The organism is Azospirillum oryzae (genome assembly GCF_900177515.1).
GTDB lineage: Bacteria > Pseudomonadota > Alphaproteobacteria > Azospirillales > Azospirillaceae > Azospirillum > Azospirillum oryzae_A.
Map to the genome: position 1 here is coordinate 2,716,656 of NZ_FXAK01000007.1, position 24,167 is coordinate 2,740,822.

The window sequence follows — 24,167 nt, forward strand, 5'->3', positions numbered from 1 at the left end:
TCATCCCGCCTTGGTAGGGCCGGGGTGGCGACTGGAACGGCAAGGAGGGTCAGGTTTTATGCGGATCGACGGGATGGCCTATCTCACCATCCGACCGGACGTGGAGGCATCGCCATCCTCTACGCCTTCAACGTCACGCGGGCCCGCCGGTTGATCGAGGTACCGGGGCTGGTTCCGAAACGGGGCTGACGGGAAGACCGGTCAGGGACGGCGGTCGGCCAGCAGCCGCCGCCACAACGGCCGGCCGAGCAAACGCGGCCTGTCTTCCGCATTCTTCGCGTCAAGCCACTGGTCGGCCAATTCACGGACCTGCCAGTCACCGAGAAAACGGTCGCAGTCGATGGCGGTATAGAGTCGAACCCGCTCTTTTCCCAGCCTTTCGAAATAGGCGAGCGTTCTTTGGCGGTCGATGTCTTCCATAGGCCCCAATGAAGCGGAGATTGCGGAACGTCCAGTTCTGACGGCCGCCGATTCATTGGATATTGGAAGAAGCCTGTCACCCGCGCAACTGTCCGTTCGTCGCGTTCCCATCACCCGGAAGGAGAATGGCCGTCCCTCTATCGCCGGCTGGAACCGAGTCGGCCGGTGTGGACGACGATGTCGGACAGGTGCAAGCCGGCCTGCGCCGCCGCGCGTTCCAACGAAGCACGGTCGGGCCAATAGAGCCGCCCGCCGACCTCCGTCAATGCCCCCTGGCGCCGGATCACCCACAAGCCGGTGAACGCCATCTCGATGATCCGTCCCATTTGCACATCGGGCGGCGGTGCGGATGGCAGGCGAGGTGGTCCGCCCCCGTCCAGATCCCTGTCGTTGATCGTCATCTCTGGTCTTCCCTGTGCCGGCCTTTCGCTGCGCAGTGTCCATCGACAAGCGGCAACGGCCGATCTCCGTTTCCCAAAGCATGATGCTTCGGGGGCCGAAAAGGCTTCCTAGACAAGTCACAACGATTTTTCATCGGGAATTTTGTGTCTCTTTGTAATCGCGCGCATACAATTGATGTGGTCTTACCACATAGTTCGATAACCATATTCGATGAAAGGGAATGCAAGCCATCAACATTAGTCGTGCTGATAAGCGACGGCATGAACGTCGCGGGCCATCTTCCGCAGCTTTGAAAGATCGAAGGGGGTGGGGCACACCGGCCGGCTAGGCCGGATACCCCGAAATGGTCACAGCAGCAGGCGCCGGCGCTCACCAAACATAAGCTTGACCGCCCAGCCCTGCCCGACGACGCGGCATCGGCGGCGGTCCCTGATGTTGCCGTGCCTATGCTTGAAGGAAGAGACCGATGAAGACCACCACGCGGACATTCACCACCGGGGCGACGGCGCTGCTGATCGGCGCGACCCTGCTCGGCGGCTGTTCGAACCTGAATCATCGCGAGAATCGCGCGCTGACCGGCGGCGCCATCGGTGCGGCCGGCGGTGCGGCCATCGGCGCCGTCACCGGCGGCAGCGCGATCTATGGCGGCCTGTTGGGCGGTGCCGCCGGCGCCGCTGTCGGCGCCTTGACGGCGGATGTGGGCAAGCACCGCCCGTAACGGACGGTGGGGGCGGTACGCCGCCCCTTCCCTTCCTAGTCCTCGTCGTCCTCGAACTGGTCGAGGCTCAGCGAACGGACCTCGGTACTCGGATTCGGCGCCGGCGGAGCGGGCGGCGGCATGTTGGCCGGCCGTGCAACAGCCGGTCGGGCGGCGCGGCCGGGCGGCATATGGGCGTTTGGCCCCTTCAGCGGACTGTTCAGCGTGCCGCGCGGGCCGATGCTGGGCTCGTCGCCGAAATCGGGCAGCGGCGGAATACGGTCCATCACCCGGCGGATCAGGGCGGCGATGCGGTCGGCCTCGGCGCGCAGCGCCTGCCCCCGCTCCCCCTCATAAAGCGGATCGTCGAGGAACTTGCGGATCTCCAGCACGCCGCGCAGTTCCACCCCGCACATCTCGTGGGTGCCGATGGGCAGCGCCTTCACCCGCGCGAAGCTGGCGAAGAAGCCGGCGCTGCCCTCCACGAACTGGACCACCATGCGGGCATGCAGACGCTCCAGCGCCGTGGTCATGGGATCGATCAGATCCTCCATCTCCTCCGGCGCCGCATCCAGCCGCTCCTGCGTCAGAGCGGCCAGCGCGAAGAAGTCGCGCACCCGCCGGCTGAAGCGGCGGTAGCGGGCCAGCCCGCCGACCGACACCCGCTCGCGCGCCGTCTGCGCCAGCTCCGCCGACTGCTTCAGCATGGCGTCGAGCCGCATCAGCAGCGTCGCGATCTCGCGCTGCCGCTGGGCCGCGCTGCGGCCGGGCGTGGGCGCCGGCGGGGCGGCCGGGCGGCGGGGTGGGTTGGAACGCATCATGCCGGTACGGGGTGGCTCCTCAACGATCAGCGGGTAAGGTCACCGGGCGGTGCGGACGGTGACGGACTTTTGCCCGCCCGCGCGCACCACCGTCAACTGCACCGGCGTGCCGACGCGCAGAAGACCGATGCGGTTGCGGAAGTCGGTGGCGCTGCGCACCGGCCGGCCATCGACCGCGATCACCACGTCGCCGCTGCGCAAACCTCCGTTCTCGGCCGGCGATCCGCGTTCGATCTTGGCGATCAGCGCGCCCTCGTCGCCGTTCAGGCTCATGCTTTCCGCCAGATCCGGCGTCAGATCCTGGATGGCGACGCCCAGCCGGCCGCGCCGCACCTCGCCATATTCGCGCAGCTGCTCCATCACCGAGCGGACGATGCTGACCGGCACGGCGAAGCCGATGCCGACAGAGCCGCCGGCCGGGCCGATAATGGCGGTGTTGATGCCGATCAGCTCGCCCTGGAAATTGACCAGCGCGCCGCCGGAGTTGCCGGGGTTGATCGAGGCGTCGGTCTGGATGAAATCCTCGTACCCCTCGATCTTGAGCCCGCTGCGGCCGAGCGCGGAAACGATGCCGGAGGTCACCGTCTGCCCCAGCCCGAACGGGTTGCCGATGGCGACGACGAAGTCGCCGACCTTGGCGCGGTCCGAGTCGCCGAGCGGCAGCGCGGTCAGCCCCTCCGCCTTGATCTGCAGCAGGGCGATGTCGGTGGCGGCGTCGCGGCCGATCAGCTTGGCGCGCAGGCGGCGGCGGTCCTTCAGGGTGACCGCGATCTCCTGCGCGTTCTCCACCACATGGTTGTTGGTGACGACATAGCCGTTGCGGGCGTCGACGATCACGCCCGACCCGGCGCTGACCTGCGGACGGGACTGCGGCATCTGGTCCGGCAGGTTGAAGAAGCGGCGGAAGAAGGGGTCGCGCAGCAGCGGGTTTTCCGCCTGGGGAGCCTGGCTCAACACCGAGATGTTCACGACGGCCGGCGTCACCTGCTCCAGCATCGGGGCGATGGTGCCGCCGCCGACCGCGCCCAGCGGCAGTGCCGCCGCCGCGGGCGAGGCGCCGAGGCCGATGGCGGACCCGAACCGGCCCAGCGCCGAGTCGGCCGGGGCGACCAGCGCGCCGCCGGTCACCGCCGCCAGTCCGACCGCCGCAGCAAACACCACCGGACGCACCGCCCTCTTCATGGCCTTTTCCTTTCTTGCTGGGAATTTCTTGTGCAGATCGTCGCTCGATCGGGCTGATTTGGGACAAAAAGGAAGGCGATTCAAGGTTGTCCAGCCTCTGGCCGCCCTCCGGCCTCCCCGTTGCGGCGATGATAGCGCGGTGGCGGCGGAAACTCCCGGTAAAGAAATTCGGTGGTATAGGACGAAGGTCGGCGCAGCCCCCGGAGATGCCAGGGAGGCGCGGCTGTCGAAAACGGGTTGAGCGTTATGAGCGGCGGGTCACTGCTCGAACTGACCGAGCAAGAGTATCTGCAGATGGAAGAGGCCCTGTCGCAGACGGCGCGGGGACGGGCCTTCCTGCGCATGCGCGACCGGCGCAGCCGCGTCGTCGCCTCCGATGAATTCCACCGGCTGGTCGACAGGCTGGAAGGACAGGTCGACCGGCTGAGCGGCACCTCGTCCAGCGCCTTCACCTCCTTCGTCCCCGGCGACGATCCGCGCATCCAGCAGGAGCTGACCGCCATCACCCAGGTGGTGCGCGAGGCGCGCAGCGACATCGCCGCCCTGAAGGCGACCGACACCGGGTCCAACCGCATCGAGGCGGCGACCGGCGAGCTGGACGAGATCGTCGCCGCCACCGAACGCGCCACCACCGACATCCTGAACGCGACGGAGAAGATCCAGGAAATCACCATGTCGATCCCGCGCGACGACGACGATCTGGCCGAACGGATCGACGCGATCGAGGCGTGGTGCATCGAGATCATGACCGCCTGCTCCTTCCAGGACATCACCGGCCAGCGCACCACCAAGGTCGTCAACACACTGCGCTACATCGAAGAGCGCGTGAACACGATGATCGAGATCTGGGGCGTCGAGCGGCTGACGGCCGCCGACCCGCAGCATCACGCCCCGGGCGAGGTCGCCTCGCACCGCAAGCTGGGTGACACCCGCCCCGACGCCCATCTGCTGAACGGTCCGCAGCTGGGCGGGCCGGAGGTCAGCCAGGACGCCATCGACGCGCTGTTCGACAGCGTGCCGGAGGTGGCGGAACGGGCGGAACCGCTGCCGGCCGACGTGGCGCCCTCACCGCCGCCTCCGCCGCCTCCGCCTCCGCCACCCCCTCCGCCACCCCCCGTCGCGAAGCCGGCCCCGCCGCCCCCTCCGCCGCCCGCCGCCCCGACCGGCGGCGACGGCGGCGGCGGGATCTCCCAGGCCGACATCGACGCCCTGTTCGCGTGACCGGCCATGGCGCAAGACGGCAAATCCCGCATCCGCCTGACCCAGGACCAGCTCGACCGCGTGTGCGAGCGCCATGTCCGATTCGCCGAGGGACGCCCGAACGGCGCCCGCGCCAATCTGCCCTTCTTCGACCTGTCCGGCCTGTCGCTGGCCGGCCGCAACCTGACCGGCGCCCATCTGGCCGGCGCCATCCTGCGTGACGCCGACCTGCGCGGCGCGGTGCTGGACCATGCCGACCTCTATGGCGCCGATCTGCGCGGGGCCGATTTGTCGGAGGCGCGGCTGTTCCGCACCGACATGCGCGGCGCCAACGTGCGCGGCGCCCGGCTGGACGGCGCCACCATGGTGGAGGTCGACCTGCGCGACGGCAGCATGGTCAACCGCAACAGCGCCGGCGAGCTGAAGGTGGTCGGCTTCGACCCCGGCCCGGCCGACATGGCGTCGGCGAAGCTGACCAACGCCGACATGGCGCGGGCCAAGCTGTCCGGCAGCTTCGCGCGGGCGGCCGACTTCACCAACACGCGGCTGGCCGGCGCCCGGCTGGACCGCACCGACCTGCGCGACGCCAACTTCTCCGGCGCCGACCTGCGCGGGGCGGACCTCAACGGTTCCGACCTGCGCGGCGCCATCCTGGACGGGGCCAGCCTGGATCAGGACGGGCTGGAACAGGCGATCCGCACCGACGAGCAGGCGCAGGCCGCCCGGCAGACGCCGCCCCAGGCTCCGGCGCCCGAGCCCGAACCCGAGGAGACGGCCGCCGCCGCCGAACTGCCGGCCCTGCCGGTCGACCAGCTGGACAGCATGCTGCGCCAGCACATGATCTGGCTGGGCACCAGCGGCAAGCAGGGCAGCCAACTCGACCTGACCGGGCTGAACCTGGAGGGGGCCGACCTGACGGGCAAGATCCTGACGCTGGCCAAGGGCAGCGGCGCCCGGCTGCGCCATGCCCGGCTGAACGGCGCCCAACTGCAGGCCGCCCAATTCGACGGCGCCGACCTGCGCTCCGCCGACCTCAGCCGCGCCGACCTGCGCGGGGTGAAGCTGGACCGCGCCATCCTGATCGACAGCCGGCTGGACGGCGCCAATCTGGGCATGCTGCTGGTCAGTGCCGGGGCCAAGGTGATGCGTGCGTCGCTGGTGCGGGCGCGGCTTGCCGGCGCCTCGCTGACTGAGACCAACATGAAGGGCAGCGATCTGACGTTGGCCGACCTGACCGGCTGCGACCGCTCGTCGGCGGTGCTGGAGGGTGCGATCCTGGAGGGGACGCGGCTGGGCGGCGCCTGACCCCGCACCGGGTTTTCTTTCGCGAAGCCGTTGATTGCTTTCAAATTTCCGTCACGATCCATGCCGGAGATTGCCGCGCACCCCCTCGGCCGGAGTGGGGAAATCAGACGGAAAAACACTTCCGCTGTCCGGAAAAACGATTGTGTCGTAACGGCTTAGCACGGCGGGTGGGGCTTGACGCCTCATGCGGCCGGTGGCACGCTGCTGTCCAAGCGCGGCGCGGCCCGACCATAAGCGCCCGCATCGAATGGGGGAACGTCAACGATCATGACCAAGTCGGAACTGATCCAACGGCTGGCGGAGCGGAACCCGCACCTGTACCAGCGCGACATCGAGAAGATCGTCGGCACCATCTTCGACGAGATCACCGAAGCGCTGGCGCGCGGCGACCGGGTGGAACTGCGCGGTTTCGGCGCCTTCTCCATCAAGAAGCGGGACGCGCGCACGGGTCGCAATCCCCGGACCGGAGAATCGGTTGACGTCGGCGAGAAATGCATTCCTTTCTTCAAGACCGGCAAGCAGCTTCGCGAGCGCCTGAACACGGAGTGAGCGCCGGCCCGGCCATTCTATCTCTCGCCGTATCTTTCAAGGAACCTTCGCCTTGCGCCATATTTCCTGGATCGTCACCATCCCCGTGGCTCTCGTCGCGATCCTGTTCGCGATCTCCAACCGCGGGATCGTGACGCTGTCGCTGTGGCCGCTGCCCTTCACGCTCGCCACGCCGGTCTATCTGGCCACGCTGGTGGCGCTGGTGCTGGGCTTCCTGGCCGGCGGCTTCGTCGTTTGGAACAGCCAGCGCCGCCATCGCCGCCGCGCCCGCCGCGAGGGCAACCGCGTCCTGTATCTGGAGCGTGAACTGAAGGAGGCGCAGGCCCGCGCCGCCGCCGCCGAAAAGCGTCTGGCCGAGAGCACCCGCCCGGTTTCCGGCCCGGTCGCCGGCACTCTGCCCGGTTCCGCCCTGCCGGTCCCGGCTGCCGAGAACAGCACGCCGACCGTTCACTGAGCGTCGCCGGTCGCAGGATCGGCTCCCCGAGGGAGCGAGACAGGTCGCCGGTCGGCGGAGGGGGGTTCCATGCGCACCGTCAGTGCCGCCGAGCTTCGATCCGTTCTGCACCACCGCATGCTGATCGAGCGCCTGCGGCAGACCTTCCGCGCCGGCGTGCAGTCCCCGCCGGCCCATCGGCACCGCGTCGAGACCTACGGCACCGGTGACGCCGCCCTGCTGATCGCCCCTGCCTGGGAGGTGAACCAGGCAGTCGGGGTGCGGATCGACAGCGTCTTTCCCGACAATGCCGGCAGCGACCTGCCGCAGACCCAGGGCGTCTATCTGCTGGTCGACGGCAAGACCGGGGTGCCGCAGGTGCTGATGGATTCCTCGGCCGCGCTCGGCCGGCGCAGCGGCGCGGCAGCCTCGGCGCTCGCCGCCTCCTATCTGGCGCGGCCGGACGCCGAGCGGATGCTGGTGGTCGGCACCGGTGCGCTCGCCCTGGAACTGGTGGAGGCCTACACCGCGGTGCGGCCGATCCGCCATGTGCTGGTCTGGGGACGGGATCCGCAGAAGGCGCGCAAGCTCACCGCCCGCTTCCACCGGCCGAAATTCCGCATCGAGGCGACCGCCGACCTGGAAGGGGCGGTGCGCGGCGCCGACATCGTCGCCTGCGCCACCACGGCGCGCGAGCCGCTGATCCGCGGCGACTGGCTGCAGCCCGGACAGCATCTGGACCTGCTGGGCGGCGTGACGCCGGACATGCGCGAGGCCGACGACGGCTGCATCCGCCGCGCCCGCGTCTTCGTCGACAGCCGCGACCGCACCCCGGCCGAGTCCGGCGACATCGCCCAGCCGGTGTCTTCCGGCACGCTGAACCCCGACGACATCGCCGGCGACCTGTTCGAACTGAGCCGCGGCGAACGGGCCGGCCGGCGTTTCTACGACCAGATCACCCTGTTCAAATCGGTCGGCACCGCCCTGGCCGACCTGTGCGCCGCCCGTCTGGCGACCGAGATGGTGCTGCACAACGACTCGATTCGCTGAGCCGGGATTCGACCCACTCGGCCGATCCCATCATCCCCGCCCCAAACGGTTTCATACCGGGCGGACCCGTACGCGTCATAAGGGAGTATGCCGCGTTCGTTCCCGACATTTTACTTGCGTCCTTGCGATTTTCTCCAGAGGATCATCGCTGCCTCCGCACCGGCTGCCGGTGTTCCGAACGGCTCGATGTTCGCGCTAACGCCGCGGGCGACGCGCTGGACCGGATCATCCGCCAACGGCTTGTCAGGGACGATTGATCGTGACCGTCACCTCCCCCATGGACGCCGGCCCACGCCTGCGGGTACCAACCAACCGGCTTCTGCTCGGTGCCGGATACATGTTGCTGTCTGCGCTGCTGTTCGGAATCGGCAACACGGCGGTGCATTGGGCCGCGACGGTGATGGATCCGCTGGAGGTCGTGTTCTTCCGCAACCTGTTCAGCCTGCTGTGGATGCTGCCCTGGGCGCTGACGGCCGGGGCGCCCGCCTGCCGGGCGGTGCTGGCGGAACGGCGGCTGGGGCCCTATGTGACACGGGCACTGACCACGCTCTGCGCCATGAGCGCATGGTTCTACGCGATCTCCCGGATTCCGCTGCCGACCGCGACGGCGGTCAGCTTCGCCATCCCGCTGTTCGTTGCGGCGGGGGCGGCGCTGATCCTGCGCGAGCGGGTGCGGCCACGGCGCTGGGCCGCGATCTTCGTCGGTCTTGCCGGGGTGACCATCGTGCTGAGGCCGGGCGCGGCGCCGATCGATCTGGCTTTTCTCGCGCTGGTCGTCCACTGCGTCGCCGCCGCCGGCACCATCCTGCAGATGAGGCTGCTCAGCCGGCGGGACAACGCGCTGGTGATCGTCACCTTCCTGGGCCTTCTGGTCACCCCGATGGCGCTGGTGCCGGCGCTGTTCGTCTGGACTTGGCCAAGTTGGAGCGTATTGGGCGGGCTGGCGCTGCTCGGCGGTCTGCTGACGCTCGGGCAGCTGGCGATGACGAAGTCGCTGTCGCTGGCCGAATCCTCGGCGATGATGCCCTACGATTACGCCCGGCTGCCCTTCACCGCCTTCGTCGCCTGGATCGCCTTCGGCCAGACGATGGATCCGTGGGGGTGGGCCGGCGCCCTGGTGATCGCCGGCTCCGCCCTCTACACCATGCACCGCGACGCGGCCGACGGACGCAAGACGGCGCTGGAGCGGGCGCAGCGCGCCTAGCCCGTCGTCCCCGCGTCGCTATTACCGGTTTCGGCGCGCAGGACCTCCTTCGCCCGCCCCCAATGGGCCGGGGTCAGATTGGCGCGCACCGTCTGCACGGCGGCGGCGAGCACCGCGGCATCATCGGTGAAGCCGGCGATCAGCAGCCAATCGGGCAGCGCATCCACCGGCAGCACGAAATAGGCCAGCGCCCCCAGCAGGATCGCCTTCGCCCGATAGGGGGTCGCCGGATCGGTCGCACAGAAATAGGCGGCCAGCAGGTCTTCCAGGAAGGGAATGCGGTGCAGGTTGGCGCGCAGCTTCTGCCAGAAACGGCGGCGGACCAGCCGTTCGTCACGCTCGACCCGGTCGGGATCGGGAACCGCCAGTGCGGTGCCGGTGCCAATGGAGGGGCCAAGGGAGTGGAAGGCGGACGGTGCTGTCATGGACGCTGAAACCCTTTCGGAAGACGGTCCCATTCGGAAATCGGCCGGCGGCATCGTCGTCGGCATGATGGCCCCTTCCATACGGTGTGGTATGGTGCGCCGGCCATCTGGTAAACAAGCCATCTGGTAAACAACAAGTGCGATCGCATCCTGTTGGACACAAGGCCGGCGCCATGCGCGGACCGGTCGCAATTAAGGAGGAGATGCCATGAACATCCAGGGTCTGTCCGCCATCGTCACCGGCGGCGCCTCGGGCATGGGGGCGGCGACGGCGCGTCATCTGGCCGGTCTCGGCGCCAAGGTGACCGTTCTGGACGTCAACGAGGACGCGGTTCTGAAGACCGCGCACGAGATCGGCGGGCTGGGTCTGGTCTGCGACGTCACCGACGGCGCCTCGGCAGAGCGGGCGCTCGATCAGGCGCGCTCCGCCCACGGCCCGGCCCGCATCGCGGTCAACTGCGCCGGCATCGCCCCGGCCCAGCGCATCGTCGGCCGCGACGGCCCGATGCCGCTGGAGAATTTCCGCGCGGTGATCGAGGTCAACCTGATCGGCAGCTTCAACATCCTGCGGCTTGCCGCTGCCGACATGGCGAAGCTGGATCCGCTGGACAGCGGCGAGCGCGGCGTGATCGTCAACACCGCCTCCGTCGCCGCCTATGAGGGGCAGATCGGGCAGGCCGCCTATGCCGCGTCGAAGGGTGGCATCGTCGCCCTGACCATCTGCGCCGCCCGCGACCTCGCCCGCCACGGCATCCGCGTGATGACGGTGGCCCCCGGACTGATCGGCACGCCGATGCTGCTGAACATGCCGCAGGAGGTGCAGGACAGCCTCGCCGCGACGGTCCCCTTCCCCAAGCGCTTCGGCAAGCCGGAGGAATACGCCCGCCTCGTCCAGCACATCCTGGAGAACGAGATGCTGAACGGCGACGTCATCCGCCTGGACGGTGCCATCCGCATGGCGCCGCAGTAAGGACGTCATATCCGGCAGGGGCGGCTTCCAGGCCGCGGGGCCGCTCCCGCAGCTATCAGGCCTCGGTCATGGCGGCTTCGTCCGCCCGTTCCGCCTCGCCCAGCAGGTCGATCAGCAGAGTGGTGCAGTGCTGAAGCCGCTGGTCGGCGGTGGCGGTCGCCATGTCGCGGCCGGTCTGCTCCTGCCATTCCTGCAGCATCAGCGCCAGATGTTTACGGACGTGGTCATCCCGATCCAGTCGCCGCGTCGCCATGTCGCCTCCCCTATTTCCGATCCGCCCACACAGATGACCAAAACCGATGGACACGCCCGGTTGCGCGCACCATCCTTTGTGTACCCTCTAATTAGGTAGCCGTCCCCTCCGTCAACAGCCGGATCCCAAGATGGTCACAGCCGGACCGGGCACACAAATCGGACCTGCCCTATCGACAATTCGGTCATGACCGGTTGGAAAGCTGCGCTTGGACCGACCATGTCAGCGCCATCGGATCCATCGCCCTGACAGGGCGGGCAGCGGCCCGCAGGAATACCCGTCAAGAACTGAAGAAAGGCAACCGCTTCATGACCGACGCAACGGTGCGCGCCAAACTGCTGGGCCTGCCCGGCAGCCTGCGCAGCAACTCCAACTCGCTGGCCGTGCTGCGCGGCTTGCAGAACGCCCTGCCGGCCGGTGTCAGCATGGACATCCGCGACCTGCGCCTGCCGCTCTACGACCAGGACATCGACAACCCCGATGCCCCGGCGGAGGTCCATGCCCTGCGTCAGGCCATCGCGGAGGCCGACGGCGTCGTCATCGTAACGCCGGAATACAATTACGGCATGCCGGGCGTGCTGAAGAACGCGCTCGACTGGGCCTCGCGCCCCTACGGCAAGTCGGCGCTGATCGGCAAGCCGGTGCTGGTCATTTCCAACTCCCCCGCCTTCACCGGCGGCGTGCGGGCGCATCAGCAGGTGAACGACACGCTGCTGGCCCTTCCAGCCAAGCTGACGGCCGGCCCGCAGGTCGTCATCGGCAGCGTCGCCGACAAGATCAAGGACGGCAAGCTGGCCGACGAAGCGGTGCTGAAATTCTCGCTGGGCGCCATCGACCGGATGCTCGCCGCGAAGTAACACCCCACAAAGAAGAAGGGCCGGCACCCCATGGGATGCCGGCCCTTTTCCTTACTTGATAACCGCAGCGATCAGCGCAGGTTGCCGCAGGCGCGCTGGATGCGCTTGCACGCCTCTTCCAGCGCTTCCGTCGAGGTCGCGTAGGAGATGCGGAAGTGCGGGGCGAGGCCGAAGGCCGAACCCTGGACGACGGCGACGCCCTCCGACTCCAGCAGGTAGGTGACGAAATCCTCGTCGGTCTCGATCACCTTGCCGTCCGGGGTGGTCTTGCCGATGGTGCCGGCGCAGGACGGATAGACGTAGAAGGCGCCTTCCGGCTTCGGGCAGCTGATGCCGGTGGCCTGGTTCAGCATCGACACCACCAGGTCGCGGCGCTGGCGGAAGGCCTCGCCACGCTCCTTGATGAAGTCCTGCGGACCGTTCAGCGCCTCGACGGCGGCGGCCTGGGCGATGGAGGTCGGGTTGGAGGTCGACTGGCTCTGGATGACGCCGATGGCCTTGATCAGCTCCTTCGGGCCGCCGGCATAGCCGATGCGCCAGCCGGTCATCGCGTAGGACTTCGACACGCCGTTGACGGTCAGGGTGCGGTCGTACAGCGACGGCTCGACCTGGGCCGGGGTGACGAACTCCAGGCCGTCATACAGCAGGTGCTCGTACATGTCGTCGGTCATCACCCAGACATGCGGATGCTTGACCAGCACGTCGGTCAGCGCCTTCATCTCGGCGCGGGTGTAGGCGGCACCCGACGGGTTCGAGGGCGAGTTGAGGATCAGCCACTTGGTCTTCGGAGTGATCGCCTTCTCCAGGTCGGCGGGCTGCAGCTTGAAGCCCTGCTCGGCCGGGCAGGAGACGAAGACCGGCGTGCCTTCCGCCAGTTCCACCATGTCCGGATAGCTGACCCAGTAAGGGGCCGGGATGATGACCTCATCACCCTGGTTCAGCGTCGCCATCAGGGCGTTGTACAGCACCTGCTTGCCGCCGACGCCGACGGTGATCTGGTCGGGCGTGTACTTCAGGCCGTTCTCGCGCTCGAACTTGGCGCAGATCGCCTTCTTCAGGGCGGGGGTGCCATCCACCGCGGTGTACTTGGTGTCGCCGGACTCGATCGCCTTGATCGCGGCGGCCTTGATGTTGTCGGGGGTATCGAAATCCGGCTCGCCGGCACCCAGGCCGATGACATCGCGACCGGCCGCTTTCAGCTCGCGGGCTTTATTGGTCACGGCGATGGTCGGCGACGGCTTGATGCGGGACAGGCGGGACGCGATGATCGACATGGCGATGGGCCCCCTCAGGGCTATGGAGACGGTGTGGCGGAGACGTCGTGCGACGCCTGCCCCTTCGGGTGGAAGGCGCGAGGCGGGACCTTACTTCCGCTCCACCCCGGTTGCAAGGCCGCTCGGCCGGTGAAAACCGCGGGGATCGGCGGTTTTTCCACCCTGTGGCGGCGTTGTACCGGGCCGCAGTCGTCGGCGTTTCCAACCATTCAAGGGTCGAGATGCCGCCCCCGGCAAATCCCGGCTCCAACCCGTCGCAGCATTATTTCTTACAACACAAATGAACGTGATGACGGTGCGGCATCGTCACCCCCACTTCACTTGACAGCTTCAGCATGGCGGTGTGTAACGTCTGGCGTGGGGGCAAAATTCAAAGAAGGGATGAGAACCGTGTTTTCCCGTATCGTGCTTGCGGCGTCGGCCGCGCTGATGCTGACCGGCGGCGCTGCTCTGGCCCAGGACGTGATCCAGACCCGCAAGGCCGGGTTCGAGGACTACAAGAAGGCGATGGGCGAGATCAAGGACGCGGTGGGCAAGGGCGACCTCGCCGCCATCGGCCCGGTCACCGACCGCATCGACGCCTTCGCCGCCAAGATCCCCAGCCTGTTCCCGCCGGGCTCCGACAAGGGCAAGACGGCGGCCAAGGAAGTGATCTGGGCCAACTTCCCGGATTTCACCGCCAAGGCGCATGACCTGCAGGCGTCCGCCAACGCGCTGAAGGTCGCTGCCGCTTCCGGCGACAAGGCCGCGACGGGCAAGGCGTTCGGCGCCATGGCCGACAGCTGCAAGGCCTGCCACCAGCGCTACCGCTCCGAATAAGCGGCCGGCCTGACGAAAGAAGCCCTTCCCCACCGGCGTGGGGAAGGGCTTTTCCTTTGGCGGCTCCTTACTTGAACACGGGCTGCGGCGTGGCCGGGGTGCTGGCCGGCAGCAGCGGGTAGTCGACACGCGGCTGCTGGCCGGTCAGCGCGGTCAGGAAGGCGGTGATCTTGTCGATCTCCTGGTCGGACAGGGTGGCGCCGAGCTGGCTCGACCCCATCACCGCAACCGCCTGCCGCAGGTCCCACACCTTGCCGGAATGGAAGTAGGGCGCGGTCAGCGCGACATTGCGCAGGGTGGGTGCGCGGAAGACATATTCGTCGTCGGCGGTCTTGGTGACGGCGAAGCGGCCCTTGTCGCCCGGCGGCAGGATCTCCGCCCCCGGCTTGGTCACGACGCCGAAGGGGAAGTAATCGTGGCCGCCGACATTGACGCCGTTGTGGCAGCCGGCGCAGCCCTTGTCGATGAACAGCTCCAGACCGGCCTTCTGCGTGTCGGTCAGCGCATCGGCCTTGCCCTCCAGATACTGGTCGAAGGGAGCGGCGGGGGTGGTCAGCGTCGCTTCGAACACCTCGATCGCCATGGCGACATTGTCGAAGCTGACCGGGTTCTTCTCGTTGGGGAAGGCGTCGGCGAACTTGGCCTTGTAGGCGGGAATGCTGTTCAGCACCGCCAACACCCGGTCGGGCGTGCTGTTCATCTCCACCCCGGCTTGGATCGGCCCCTTGGCCTGGGCCTTCAGGTCTTCCGCCCGGCCGTCCCAGAACTGGGCGACGTTCAGCACCGCATTCAAAACGGTCGGCGCGTTGCGCGGCCCCTTCTGCCAGCCATGGCCGACCGAGGTCTCCAACCCGTCGACACCGCCGAGCCCCAGATTGTGGCAGCTGTTGCACGAGAAGATGCCGCTGGCCGACAGGCGCGGATCGAAGAACAGCATCTTGCCCAATTCGATCTTCTCATGGGTGACCGCATTGTTGCGGACCACGGGCAAGGTGGCGGGCAGCGGCTTGAACAGCTCGCGCGCACGGCCCATCAGGGTGTCGCCACCGGCAGCAGCCCCAGTTGCGGCCCCGGATGCGGCCGGATCGGCGGCCGATACCGCGCCTGCGGTGGCGGCCAGGATGCCGAAAGCGGCGGCGGTGGCGACCAGCAGGCCCTTCAGGGCTGCGGTCGGTCGGTGTCCGGTTTGTGCGTGCATGACTGGCGGTCTCCCGGCCGGCCCACATTCTCACCGCAACCTGAAGCTTCATTCAGGCAAAGGTCAATCGATCCCGGAAGTCGGGCCGGCTTCGTTGGTTTCGTGACGCTTCGGGCGGATCAATCTGGAGTTATTCTAGACTAGAAGACGTGAAGCCCCAGACGGCGCATTGTCGCACACAACCATTGGCATATGCCGTGGAGGGCCGCCCTACTGCCGGCCGGCAGGGTCAGCCCGCGCTGCGCAGCACCAGGAAGACCAGCCCGGCGGTCGCGGCCAGAACCGCCAGCGCCAGCGCCGCCGGGGCGCGCCGCGGCTCCGCCGCCGCCAGCCGCGCCGGCAGGATCTTGCGGCCGGTCACCATCGGGCGGATCAGGTTGTCCTTCTTGACCAGCAGATAGAAGAACACCGCCACCACATGCAGCCCGACCAGCACGAAGATGCCGTTGGCGAGCAGCCGGTGCAGCGAACTGAGCAGCGCCACCATGGAGCCGGAGACCAGCGGCACCAGCGGGCCGTCGACCAGGATATCGTCGCTGGTGAACAGCCCGCTGCCCGCCTGGACCAGCAGCACCAGCAACAGCGCCACCACCATCAGCGCACCCAGCGGGTTGTGACCCAGGGTGAAGGCGGCCTCCCCGCCCGCACGCGACCGCCTCAGATAGTCGCGGATGGCGCCCGGTCCCTTCACGAAGTCGGCGAAGCGCGCGGTCTGGCTGCCCACCACGCCCCAGACCAGCCGGAACAGCACGAGAATCAGAACTGTTTCACCCGCCAACATATGAACATCAAGCACACCAAGCTCGGCCGACAGAATCGCGACCGCCACCGCGGCGACCAGCCCCCAATGAAACAGGCGGGTCGGCAGGTCCCAGACCCGCAGCTCGCGCCCGTGTTTCTCCCGAGTCGCGGTATGACCACTTGGCATCGCTCGATCCTCGCAGTGTTCGGCCATATTTTCGGCGTTCGTCATCTGCGGCAAATGGACGGATTCTTTATGCTGATCCTGAAAACGCCGCGGTTCCGTGGTGGCAAAGGTCGGTGGACCTGTCAACAGGCTTGAAGCGCCGCCCGGACGGCGGATATGAGAATGCGACGCATCAGCCGGCCTGCCGGCGCAAAGACAGCCATAACTCCCCAATCACTCCCGGCTACAAGGACAAAGGTCATGCCCGACAAACAGCTCCTCCACCTCGTGTTCGGCGGCGAACTCGTGCGTCCGGACACGGACCAGTTCGTCGATCCGTCGAAGCTGCACATCGTCGGCATCTTCCCGAGCTATGAGGACGCCTACAAGGCATGGCGCGGCGCCACCGGCCAGACCATCGACGACGCCCACACCCGCTACTACATCGTCCACCTGCACCGCTTCCTCGACCCGGCGGCGGACGACCACAAGCACTGAGCATCGGGCGGCCAGCGCGCCCGCGGCGGGTTCCCGGTGGGAACAGCCCGCGGCGCGCCGGCGTTGACCGGTCGATGACCGTATACTTCACCTCCGACACCCATTTCGGCCATGGCGGCGCCCGCGGCCGTTTCCGCCGCCCCTTCGAGTCCACCGCCGAGATGGACGCGGCGATGGAGGCGAACTGGAACGCCACCGTCGGCCCGGACGACGAGGTCTGGCACCTCGGCGACTTCGCCCTGCACATGAAGCCCGAGGCCATGGCCGCCCTGCTCGGCCGGCTGAACGGCACCAAGCACCTGATCGCCGGCAACAACGACGGCCCGGCGACGCTGGCGCTCCCCGGCTGGGCCAGCGTCGGGCATTACGCCGAACTGACGCTGGATGGCACCGATCTGGTGATGTGCCATTACGCCTTCCGCACCTGGAACGGCATGCACCGCCGGGCGCTGAACCTGCACGGCCACAGCCACGGACAATTAAAACCGCAGCCCCGACAGATCGACGTCGGCGTCGATGTCTGGAATTTCCGCCCGGTCACGCTGGCCGAACTGACGATCCCCCGCCCGCGGCGGAAGGCGATCCCAGCTTCTGGCCCGGCTTCAGGCGGCGCGTCAGGCAGCCCCTAGCGCCGCCTGCCGCAGCCGCTCCATCAGCAGGCGGCAGGCGGCCTCGGCCGGAACCGGGCGGCCGGTCAGCCAGCCCTGCACCTGGGTGCAGTTGTGGTGGCGCAGGAAATTGGCCTGCTCCGTCTTCTCCACCCCTTCGGCGACCACATGCAGGCCCAGCATGTCGGCCATGGCGATGATGGTGGAGACGATGCCGGCGTCCTCGCGCTCGTTCGGCACGCCGTTGATGAAGGAGCGGTCGATCTTCAGCGTGGTGATCGGCAGCCGCTTCAGATAGCTCAAGGACGAATGGCCGGTGCCGAAATCGTCCACCGCCACCCGGATGCCCATCGCCTTCAGCGACGCCAGCACGGACAGCGCGTGGTCGAGGTCCTGCATGACGGCGCCTTCGGTGATCTCCAGTTCGATCAGGCCGGAGGGCAGTCCGTGGCGGTCGATGATGCGCTGGAAATCCTCGGCGGTGCGGTTGCGCAGATGCTTGGGAGAGATGTTGACGGCGACCGGCACCGGCTCCATCCCCGCATCCAGCCATTCGCGCATCTGCCGGCACGCCTCGTCCAGCACCCAGTCGCCCAACGGCACGATGAAGCCGGTTTCCTCCGCCACCGGAATGAACTCGCCGGGCGGGATCATCACTCCCCGCTCCGGTCCTTCCCCCGGCTTCTCCCAGCGCAGCAGCGCCTCGAAGCCTTCAAGCGAATAGTCGATCAGCGACACCTTGGGCTGGTAATGCAGGCGGAACTGCTTCAGCGCCAGCGCCGCGCGCAGATCGCCGTCCAGCGCCAGCTGGCGCCGCGCCTGTTCGGCCAGTTCGGGACGGAAGAAGGCATGGCGGCGCCCGCCCATCCGCTTGGCGGCATAGAGCGCCGTTTCGGCCGAGCGCAGAAGCGCCTGCGGGTCGTCGCCATCGCTGGCTCCCTCCCCCGCAAGGTCGGTCGGATAGACGGCGATACCGACCGCCGGGCGGACGTAATGCTCACAGCCCGGCAGGGTGACCGGCGCGTCGAAGGCGTCCAGGATGCGCCCGGCGATCGCCGCCGCCTCGTCGGCGTCACCGATCTCCTCCAGCACGACGGCGAAATCGTCGGTGCCGATGCGGCCGACCAGATCGGCGGCGCGCACCGAGGCGACGATCCGCCGCGCCACCTCCTGCAGCAGCGCGTCGCCGGCCTGATGGCCCAGCGTGTCGGTGATCAGCTTGAAGCGCGACAGGTCGAGGCACAGAACGGCGAAGGGGCGCCGGTAACGGCGGCTCCGCTCCACCGCCGCCTCCAGCAGCGATTCGATCATCGCGCGGTTGGGCAGGCCGGTCAGCCGGTCGCGGGTGGCCAGACGCATCAGTTCGCGTTCATGGCGCAGCCGTTCGGTCACGTCGGCCAGCGCGCAGACGAAGCCGCGCCGTCCCTGCACCACCAGCGGCGAGATGCTGAGCGATGCGTCGATCCGCTCGCCGCTTCCCGCGCGCTCGATCCCCAGCGCCTCCTCCCGCACCGGTTCCGGAACATCCGCCTCCGCCGCCATGCCGGCCAGCAGCGCATCGATGCGCGCGCGGTCGGCGGCGGCGAACAGCCCGGACAGCGGCCGGCCGCGCAGGTCCCCGGCAGGCACGCCGAACAGGGCTACGGCGGCGGGGTTGTACTCCTCGATCCGGCCGCGGGCATCGACCAGCAGGATCGCGTCGCCGACATTGTTCATGATGCCGGCCAGCCGCTCGTCCCGTTCGATCAGGGCGATGGCGGCGCGGCGGAAGAACTCCATGGCGCGGGCCATCGCGCCGAACTCGTCGCGGCGGTCGCAGCCGGGAATGTCGATGTCGGTCCGCCCCTCCGTCAGCAGGCGCATGCGGTCGGACAGCGCTTCCAGGGGGCCGACGACATGCTGCGACAGGAAGCGCGACCCCGGCCAGCTCAGCACCAGCAACGCCGCCAGGAACAGCAGGAAACCCGACGCTTCGATCACGAAATCGCGGTCGAGGTCGCCGATGTCGCCGGCCGCGGCGATGGCCCAGCCCCAGGGCTCGAACCGTCCCTCAGCCGTCACCACGCGGTCGATGGCCGGCCAGCCCGGCTGAACGACGCCGTCCGTGAAAATCCTGACATGAAAGGGCTTGGCGGACAGCGCCTGCAAGGCCGTCCTCGCGCGGTCGCGCGCCTCGTCGCCGGAGATCGCACCGGAGGAGGCCGACCGCTCCAGATCGCGCAGCAGCAGCCCCGCCGAGTCCACCAGGGCGGCAGCGACCTGCCCCCGCTCGGCGATCATGCCCTGCCGCAGCAGGTAGAGCGCGGGAATCGCCGCCATCAGGCAGCCGATCAGGCCGATCCAGGTCAGCCAGCGAATCTTGCGGCGCAGCGTCATCGGGCCCGGCGTCGCTCTCTTGTCCGTTCGGTAAACGGACGGTTAGTCGTGCAGAGGGGAAAGTGACGACTTCGTTTCAGTCGTGCAATGCAATTTTTCTTCGCACGCGCAATAGACACATGTCCAACCTATACGAAGGTTGCATGCTGCGGCGCTTTGTCCCTGTCCGCGCACTTGGTGTCGGCCGCCACTCGCCTTGTACTGGCGGGAATGGCGGCCGACGACGGCTCAACTCAGCGCTGGCCGGGGTAGAGGCGCTGGAATCCTTCGGTGACGCGGGCGATCACCGCCGGGTCGCGGTCCCGCCAATAGCGCGGGTCGCGCATCAGGGTGCGCAGTTCGGCCTCGCCCTCGCTGCCGGCGGGCCGGTTGCCCGCCATCGACAGAGCGGCGGGCTCGCTGCCGGTCATCATGGCATAAAGCGCCATGACACCTTCGTAGGTGGTCGCCAGCCCTTCCACCGCAGCCGGCGGCAGGGTCTTGCCGGCCCAGGCCAGCAGTTGCCGCGACACCTCGCGCCAGCGCTCCTCGCTGCCGAAGCGGGCGACCAGCCGCTCGACCTCGCGCTCCGCCTGGAACTCGGCGGCCATCGTCTGGATCAGCGGGATCATCCGCTCGGCGGCGAGATCGTACAGAAGCTGCGCCTGATCCGGGGTATAGCCGGCCTGATGCAGACGGCCGTTGATCTCCGGATCGGGCTGGAACAGGCCATGGTCGCAGGCGATGCTGTAGCCGTCCGGCGTCTCCGGCGCACCCAGCAGCCGGCGGAGTTGCACCGGGTCGAGGCCGGCGGGATCGAAGGGAGTGGGAGCGGCCTCGGAGCCCGACTCGGACGCGGCATCCGGCGGCACCTGTCCGGACCGCCCCTGCGACGACAGGCGGCGTTCCAGCTCCAGATAGGATTTCAGCAGAGCCTCGACGCGCAGGGCGCCGGTCTTGGGATCGCGGAACTTCTCCGGAATCGGCAGCGGCGGAACGCCGTCGATCGCGGCTGCGGATTCGGTCAGCAGAGTGTCGGCCATCATCAACTCCTGCAGGGAAAGGAAAAAGAAGAGCGGCAGCGCCGCCGGTCAGCCCGCCTGCCCGCGCGCGACCAGCGCGAGGATGGTGGCGACCAGCTGGCGCTGTCCTTCGAGGTGACGCAGCGCCGCCTCCGGCGCGTCGGGACCAAGCGCGCGGTCGAGCGTCATCGCCCGCAGCACCGCCAGAACCCGCAGGCCGTCACCCCCGGCGAAGCAGCGGGCGAAGCTGGGCGCCGGATCGGCCTCGGATGCCGCGGCAGGGCCCGGACCGGCGGAGGCCGGCGCCTCCAGCCAGTCCCAGCCGGCCTCTTCGCCGGTGGCTCGCTCAGCCATTGGAGGCTCCGGCATCGGCCGCCGCCGCGGGGGATGCCGGCGGCGTGACAAGAGGAGCGGCTACAGGCGCGGCGACCTCCGCCCGCATCAGCTTGGCCGGCACGCCGAAGGCCTCGCCCAGCCAATGGGCGGTCGCCGCCGCGTCCACCGTCGCCTCCGCCTCCGGCCCCAGCGCCTTGACGCTGTCGAGCCAGCGCAGCGCCGCCTGCACATCGCGCTGGGCCTGCGCCTGGGCGAGCGGGGAGCGGTGCTGCAGTTCCACCAGCCGGCCATCGACGGTGATGTCCGGGATCTCGCCGCGCCGGCGCAGGATCGACACCGCCCGCAGCACCAGCGGCGTCATCAGCTCCGCCTGCAGCCGGCCATAGGTGGCGCCCAGCAGACGCGCCATCTCGACGGAGCGTTCCAGCACCTCGGTCGCGGTCATCCGCGCCGACTCCACCGGCCCCAGCCGGTCGACCAGCAGCGCGTGGCGGATGCGCACGCGCAGGTCGTCCAGCACCAGCTGCGACACGTCGAACCGGCCGGGGTTGGCCAGCGGCGTCAGTCCGGCCGATCCCACCGCCTTCGGGATGATGGTGCCGGGCACCAGCCGGATGGTGGTGGGGTTCAGCACCCCGTCATCGTCCGCCTGCCAGATGCCGGTGACGGCGATGGAGGCGTTCTTCAGCACCAGCTCCACCACCTTGTTGGCGGTCTTGATGTCGGGCAGCGCCTTCATCACCGGCGAGCGGCCATAGGTCTCGCCCGGCGCCTTCAGCCAGCGGAAATTGACGAAGGGCGACTGGGCAAAGCGCCCCTGCGCCAGCCAGGACGGCTCGGCCAGCCCGCTGTCCAGCACCACGCCCCAGCGATAGGCCGCGCCGTCGGGCAGCACCGCCTCGACCAGGGGAAAGCGGCTGTCGGGATCCTCGGCGGCCTGCTTGCGCAGTTCGTCGGGCAGGTCGGCGCCGGGAAAGCGCTGGAGGATCTGCGCCAGCGTCGCCTCGCTGCGGCGGAAGGTGGCGTCGAGCCGGCCGTCCGGCCCCTCCTCCAGCACCGCTTCGGCCAGCGGCACGGCGGTGAAGCGCAGGCTGGACGGCGCGCCGGGCGCGGCCTCCTCCATCAGCAGGCTGGCGGTGCCGACGGTGACGAGGTCGAGGAAGGCCTGATGGATCTCCACCGCGAAGTTGGAGCGGTCGAAATGGGCCTGGACGATGCCGGCGGCGCGGTCGAGCAGCGGGGCGACGCGGTCGCGCTCCGACCCAGTCAGGGTGGGGCCGGGCTGGAAGCCGAACCAGCGCGACCAGGGCGGCGTCAGTTCCGACAAAAGGCTGGCGGCCAGCTGCTCCACCGCGTCGGGCGCGGTGCCGTCAAACAGGCGGTCGACCCGGCGTTCGCCGGGCGTGCCGCCACTGCGGAAGGGCCGGCCGTTGGGCAGCGCATGGTCGTAGCACTCCTGCCAATGGCTTTCCCACACCCTGCGGCGTTCGCGGGCGGCGCGGTAACGCTCCAGCAGGGCCTCGGGCTCCGACAGTTCCTTGCTTCGGCGGGCGGGCGGTTTCACGGTTGCGGATGCGGGCATGCGCGGGTTCCTCCGGTCAGGTGGCGGTGCAGTTGCCAGGGGGTCAGCACCCGGCGGGCGCGCAGGCCGATCAGGCGCTTGACCGCCTCGACACAGGTGAAGGGTCCCCAGGGGGCGGGGCCGGCCGGGCGGCGCAGCGGGGCGGCGTCCACCGTCAGCCCCTGGGCGCGGTACCAGCCCGGCAGGTCGAACTCGGCCGGCAGGTCCAGCACGGCCACGTCGGTGAAGCCCGCCAGGGGATCGACCGCCACCCAGCGCCGCCCGTCGGTCAGCAGGGCCAGGCAATGGCGGAAGCCGGGCTTCAGCGGCCGCAGCCACCACAGCGGCGCCTCTCCGCGATAGACCACCCACGCCGCCGTCCAGGGGGTGGCGGTCATCGGGCGATTCCCCGGACAATGCCCTTGTCGCGCAGGGCGGGGGCGATGGCGGCGAAGGCCTCGGTCCACAGGGAATGGGCGCGCTGTTCGCGGAAGCGCTCCGGCTCCGGCGCGCTCTGGCGGCGGCCGTAATGGACCAGCACATGCAGATGGTCGCGCATCAGCTTGCGCATCCGTACAGCCGGTCGACCACGCGCAGCACGTCCTGCGGTTCGCAGGGCCGCGCCACCTGTCCGCAGCCGGCGACGACCCGCGCCCCCGCCGCCTTGGCGTCGTGCGCCTGCACCGCCCAGAACCACGCCTCTTCCGCGCCGGCAAAGGGATCGCCTTCGACACTGTAAGGCTCCGCCTTCAAGGGCACGCTTTGGGACAGGCGGGCGGCGGGCAAAGCGGGGGCGGCCGGACTCAGCATGCTGGTCTCCTTGCGGCTTCGGATTTTTGAAAGAGCGGGCGCCGGACCTGGGGTGTGGTCGCGCCATCCGTTTGCGTTATGTTCCGCCCGACGCATGCGGTCAACAGGTTTATGAAAAAGTTCCTAGGGACGCTGTCGCTACTTTATGAGATTATCGTCCCATGCTGAAACACACGGACATCTGGCGGGCCATCGACCGTCTTGCGGCGCAGCACGGGCTCTCCGCCTCCGGGCTGGCGCGGCGCGCCGGACTGGACCCGACCACCTTCAACAAGAGCAAGCGCACGACCAACGACGGCAAGCTGCGCTGGCCCTCGACGGAAAGCATCTCGAAGGTGCTGGACGCCACCGGCGCGTCGCTGTCGGAATTCGTGTCGCTGGTCGGTGACGGCGCCGGAACCGCCCCGCTGCAGCGGGTTCCGGTGATCGGCTATGCCCAGGCCGGATCGGCCGGCTATTTCGACGACGCCGGTTTCCCCGCCGGCAGCGGCTGGGACGAACTGCTGTTCCCCAGCCTTGGCGACCCGCACGCCTATGCGCTGGAGATCTCCGGCGACAGCATGGAGCCGGTTTATCGCGACGGCGACACCATCATCGTCTCCCCCGCCGCACAGATCCGCCGCAACGACCGCGTCGTCGTCCGCACCAAGGGCGGCGAGGTGATGGCCAAGCAGCTGATCCGCGAGACGGCGACCAAGATCGAACTGCTGTCGATCAACCGCGCCCACCCCGACCGCAGCATCCCGATGGCGGACGTCGCCTGGATGGCACGGATCATCTGGGCGAGCCAGTGAGATAGGGTTCGGCTTCGGTTGCCCCCTCCCCATCCCTCCCCCTCTTCGAGGGAGAGGGGGTAGAACGCTTGCGGGAGTTATCCAACGGAGCGGCGGCAGTCCCCTCTCCCGCAAAGCTCTCGCACAAAGCCTCGCTTTGTGCTGACGCGACAGGCGGACCGTAGGTCCGCTGAGAGCGGGGGAGGGTTAGGGAGGGGGCAATGCCTCTCCATACCCT

The 24,167-nt window shown here is 68.7% G+C and carries 29 protein-coding genes; 13 read left to right on the forward strand and 16 right to left on the reverse strand.

Annotated elements, in window-relative coordinates; translation table 11 throughout:
- Nucleotides 1–201: 201 nt before the first annotated feature.
- Together B9N97_RS25335 and B9N97_RS25340 are read right to left on the reverse strand one after the other, a co-directional pair.
- The gene (locus B9N97_RS25335) at nucleotides 202–420 is read right to left on the reverse strand and encodes a hypothetical protein (RefSeq protein ID WP_085090421.1); all 219 of its coding nucleotides are present in this window, start codon (nucleotides 418–420) and stop codon (nucleotides 202–204) included.
- 137 nt (nucleotides 421–557) lie between these two features.
- Nucleotides 558–821, reverse strand: coding sequence for a hypothetical protein (locus tag B9N97_RS25340; RefSeq protein ID WP_085090422.1), 264 nt, complete (start codon nucleotides 819–821; stop codon nucleotides 558–560).
- A 467-nt stretch (nucleotides 822–1,288) separates the two neighbouring features.
- On the opposite strand from B9N97_RS25340, the gene B9N97_RS25345 reads away from it, so the two are divergent.
- The gene (locus B9N97_RS25345; RefSeq protein WP_085090423.1) at nucleotides 1,289–1,540 is read left to right on the forward strand and encodes a hypothetical protein; all 252 of its coding nucleotides are present in this window, start codon (nucleotides 1,289–1,291) and stop codon (nucleotides 1,538–1,540) included.
- A gap of 35 nt (nucleotides 1,541–1,575) precedes the next feature.
- Here the strand turns inward: B9N97_RS25345 and B9N97_RS25350 are convergent, their stop codons facing one another.
- Together B9N97_RS25350 and B9N97_RS25355 are read right to left on the reverse strand one after the other, a co-directional pair.
- Nucleotides 1,576–2,340, reverse strand: a complete 765-nt coding sequence (locus B9N97_RS25350; protein WP_085090424.1) for a hypothetical protein — start codon at nucleotides 2,338–2,340, stop codon at nucleotides 1,576–1,578.
- Nucleotides 2,341–2,379: 39 nt separating this feature from the next.
- Nucleotides 2,380–3,522, reverse strand: coding sequence for a Do family serine endopeptidase (locus B9N97_RS25355; RefSeq protein WP_085090425.1), 1,143 nt, complete (start codon nucleotides 3,520–3,522; stop codon nucleotides 2,380–2,382).
- A 246-nt stretch (nucleotides 3,523–3,768) separates the two neighbouring features.
- Here B9N97_RS25355 and B9N97_RS35985 point away from each other — a divergent pair, with 246 nt between their 5' ends.
- From B9N97_RS35985 to B9N97_RS25385, 6 genes are all read left to right on the forward strand, one after another.
- Nucleotides 3,769–4,743 carry a hypothetical protein gene (locus B9N97_RS35985; protein ID WP_085090426.1) on the forward strand — a complete coding sequence of 325 codons (975 nt, stop codon included), beginning with the start codon at nucleotides 3,769–3,771 and terminating at the stop codon, nucleotides 4,741–4,743.
- Nucleotides 4,744–4,749: 6 nt separating this feature from the next.
- Nucleotides 4,750–6,027 carry a pentapeptide repeat-containing protein gene (locus tag B9N97_RS25365; protein ID WP_085090427.1) on the forward strand — a complete coding sequence of 426 codons (1,278 nt, stop codon included), beginning with the start codon at nucleotides 4,750–4,752 and terminating at the stop codon, nucleotides 6,025–6,027.
- A 267-nt stretch (nucleotides 6,028–6,294) separates the two neighbouring features.
- On the forward strand, nucleotides 6,295–6,576 hold the full coding sequence (ihfB, locus tag B9N97_RS25370; protein ID WP_085090428.1) for an integration host factor subunit beta: 282 nt from the start codon (nucleotides 6,295–6,297) through the stop codon (nucleotides 6,574–6,576).
- A 52-nt stretch (nucleotides 6,577–6,628) separates the two neighbouring features.
- A complete protein-coding gene (locus B9N97_RS25375) occupies nucleotides 6,629–7,030 on the forward strand; it encodes a lipopolysaccharide assembly protein LapA domain-containing protein (protein WP_085090429.1) in 402 nt (133 codons plus the stop codon).
- Nucleotides 7,031–7,099: 69 nt separating this feature from the next.
- Nucleotides 7,100–8,059, forward strand: a complete 960-nt coding sequence (locus tag B9N97_RS25380) for a bifunctional Delta(1)-pyrroline-2-carboxylate/Delta(1)-piperideine-2-carboxylate reductase (protein WP_085090430.1) — start codon at nucleotides 7,100–7,102, stop codon at nucleotides 8,057–8,059.
- Nucleotides 8,060–8,318: 259 nt separating this feature from the next.
- Nucleotides 8,319–9,263: a DMT family transporter gene (locus B9N97_RS25385; protein WP_244560893.1), complete on the forward strand. Its 945-nt coding sequence runs from the start codon at nucleotides 8,319–8,321 to the stop codon at nucleotides 9,261–9,263.
- On the opposite strand, the gene B9N97_RS25390 is transcribed toward B9N97_RS25385, so the two are convergent.
- Entirely contained in the window at nucleotides 9,260–9,688 is a 429-nt protein-coding gene (locus B9N97_RS25390; protein WP_085090431.1) for a YkvA family protein, read from the reverse strand. The genes B9N97_RS25385 and B9N97_RS25390 overlap by 4 nt on opposite strands.
- A gap of 208 nt (nucleotides 9,689–9,896) precedes the next feature.
- Between B9N97_RS25390 and B9N97_RS25395 the strand changes: the two genes are divergently transcribed.
- Nucleotides 9,897–10,658, forward strand: coding sequence for an SDR family NAD(P)-dependent oxidoreductase (locus B9N97_RS25395; protein WP_085090432.1), 762 nt, complete (start codon nucleotides 9,897–9,899; stop codon nucleotides 10,656–10,658).
- Between the two features lie 55 nt (nucleotides 10,659–10,713).
- Here B9N97_RS25395 and B9N97_RS25400 read toward each other — a convergent pair whose 3' ends face one another.
- Nucleotides 10,714–10,911 (reverse strand): hypothetical protein, encoded by a 198-nt coding sequence (locus B9N97_RS25400; RefSeq protein ID WP_085090433.1) that lies wholly within the window; start codon nucleotides 10,909–10,911, stop codon nucleotides 10,714–10,716.
- A gap of 308 nt (nucleotides 10,912–11,219) precedes the next feature.
- Between B9N97_RS25400 and B9N97_RS25405 the strand changes: the two genes are divergently transcribed.
- Nucleotides 11,220–11,768: an NADPH-dependent FMN reductase gene (locus B9N97_RS25405; protein WP_085090758.1), complete on the forward strand. Its 549-nt coding sequence runs from the start codon at nucleotides 11,220–11,222 to the stop codon at nucleotides 11,766–11,768.
- 71 nt (nucleotides 11,769–11,839) lie between these two features.
- Here B9N97_RS25405 and B9N97_RS25410 read toward each other — a convergent pair whose 3' ends face one another.
- The gene (locus B9N97_RS25410; RefSeq protein WP_085090434.1) at nucleotides 11,840–13,042 is read right to left on the reverse strand and encodes an aspartate transaminase; all 1,203 of its coding nucleotides are present in this window, start codon (nucleotides 13,040–13,042) and stop codon (nucleotides 11,840–11,842) included.
- A 381-nt stretch (nucleotides 13,043–13,423) separates the two neighbouring features.
- On the opposite strand from B9N97_RS25410, the gene B9N97_RS25415 reads away from it, so the two are divergent.
- Nucleotides 13,424–13,861 (forward strand): c-type cytochrome, encoded by a 438-nt coding sequence (locus B9N97_RS25415; RefSeq protein ID WP_085090435.1) that lies wholly within the window; start codon nucleotides 13,424–13,426, stop codon nucleotides 13,859–13,861.
- A 67-nt stretch (nucleotides 13,862–13,928) separates the two neighbouring features.
- Here the strand turns inward: B9N97_RS25415 and B9N97_RS25420 are convergent, their stop codons facing one another.
- Together B9N97_RS25420 and B9N97_RS25425 are read right to left on the reverse strand one after the other, a co-directional pair.
- Nucleotides 13,929–15,059 (reverse strand): cytochrome-c peroxidase, encoded by a 1,131-nt coding sequence (locus B9N97_RS25420; protein ID WP_085090436.1) that lies wholly within the window; start codon nucleotides 15,057–15,059, stop codon nucleotides 13,929–13,931.
- 229 nt (nucleotides 15,060–15,288) lie between these two features.
- Complete coding sequence (locus B9N97_RS25425; RefSeq protein ID WP_085090437.1) at nucleotides 15,289–15,987, reverse strand: cytochrome b/b6 domain-containing protein; 699 nt, start codon at nucleotides 15,985–15,987, stop codon at nucleotides 15,289–15,291.
- A gap of 240 nt (nucleotides 15,988–16,227) precedes the next feature.
- Between B9N97_RS25425 and B9N97_RS25430 the strand changes: the two genes are divergently transcribed.
- Nucleotides 16,228–16,464 (forward strand): DUF4170 domain-containing protein, encoded by a 237-nt coding sequence (locus B9N97_RS25430; RefSeq protein WP_085090438.1) that lies wholly within the window; start codon nucleotides 16,228–16,230, stop codon nucleotides 16,462–16,464.
- A gap of 74 nt (nucleotides 16,465–16,538) precedes the next feature.
- Complete coding sequence (locus tag B9N97_RS25435; protein WP_085090439.1) at nucleotides 16,539–17,093, forward strand: metallophosphoesterase family protein; 555 nt, start codon at nucleotides 16,539–16,541, stop codon at nucleotides 17,091–17,093.
- On the opposite strand, the gene B9N97_RS25440 is transcribed toward B9N97_RS25435, so the two are convergent.
- The 7 genes from B9N97_RS25440 to B9N97_RS36450 form a co-directional block, all read right to left on the reverse strand.
- A complete protein-coding gene (locus tag B9N97_RS25440) occupies nucleotides 17,079–19,448 on the reverse strand; it encodes a putative bifunctional diguanylate cyclase/phosphodiesterase (protein ID WP_085090440.1) in 2,370 nt (789 codons plus the stop codon). The genes B9N97_RS25435 and B9N97_RS25440 overlap by 15 nt on opposite strands.
- A gap of 233 nt (nucleotides 19,449–19,681) precedes the next feature.
- A complete protein-coding gene (locus tag B9N97_RS25445; RefSeq protein ID WP_244560894.1) occupies nucleotides 19,682–20,473 on the reverse strand; it encodes a capsid assembly protein in 792 nt (263 codons plus the stop codon).
- A gap of 45 nt (nucleotides 20,474–20,518) precedes the next feature.
- Complete coding sequence (locus tag B9N97_RS25450) at nucleotides 20,519–20,803, reverse strand: Bbp19 family protein (protein ID WP_244560895.1); 285 nt, start codon at nucleotides 20,801–20,803, stop codon at nucleotides 20,519–20,521.
- Nucleotides 20,796–22,367 carry a portal protein gene (locus B9N97_RS25455; protein WP_085090442.1) on the reverse strand — a complete coding sequence of 524 codons (1,572 nt, stop codon included), beginning with the start codon at nucleotides 22,365–22,367 and terminating at the stop codon, nucleotides 20,796–20,798. The genes B9N97_RS25450 and B9N97_RS25455 overlap by 8 nt, the downstream gene beginning before the upstream one ends.
- Entirely contained in the window at nucleotides 22,346–22,744 is a 399-nt protein-coding gene (locus tag B9N97_RS25460) for a hypothetical protein (RefSeq protein WP_085090443.1), read from the reverse strand. Before B9N97_RS25460 ends, B9N97_RS25455 begins: the two co-directional genes overlap by 22 nt.
- Nucleotides 22,741–22,905, reverse strand: a complete 165-nt coding sequence (locus B9N97_RS36445) for a hypothetical protein (protein ID WP_244560896.1) — start codon at nucleotides 22,903–22,905, stop codon at nucleotides 22,741–22,743. Before B9N97_RS36445 ends, B9N97_RS25460 begins: the two co-directional genes overlap by 4 nt.
- The gene (locus B9N97_RS36450; protein ID WP_244560897.1) at nucleotides 22,905–23,156 is read right to left on the reverse strand and encodes a hypothetical protein; all 252 of its coding nucleotides are present in this window, start codon (nucleotides 23,154–23,156) and stop codon (nucleotides 22,905–22,907) included. Before B9N97_RS36450 ends, B9N97_RS36445 begins: the two co-directional genes overlap by 1 nt.
- A gap of 161 nt (nucleotides 23,157–23,317) precedes the next feature.
- Here B9N97_RS36450 and B9N97_RS25470 point away from each other — a divergent pair, with 161 nt between their 5' ends.
- Complete coding sequence (locus B9N97_RS25470) at nucleotides 23,318–23,950, forward strand: S24 family peptidase (RefSeq protein ID WP_085090444.1); 633 nt, start codon at nucleotides 23,318–23,320, stop codon at nucleotides 23,948–23,950.
- Nucleotides 23,951–24,167 lie beyond the last annotated feature (217 nt).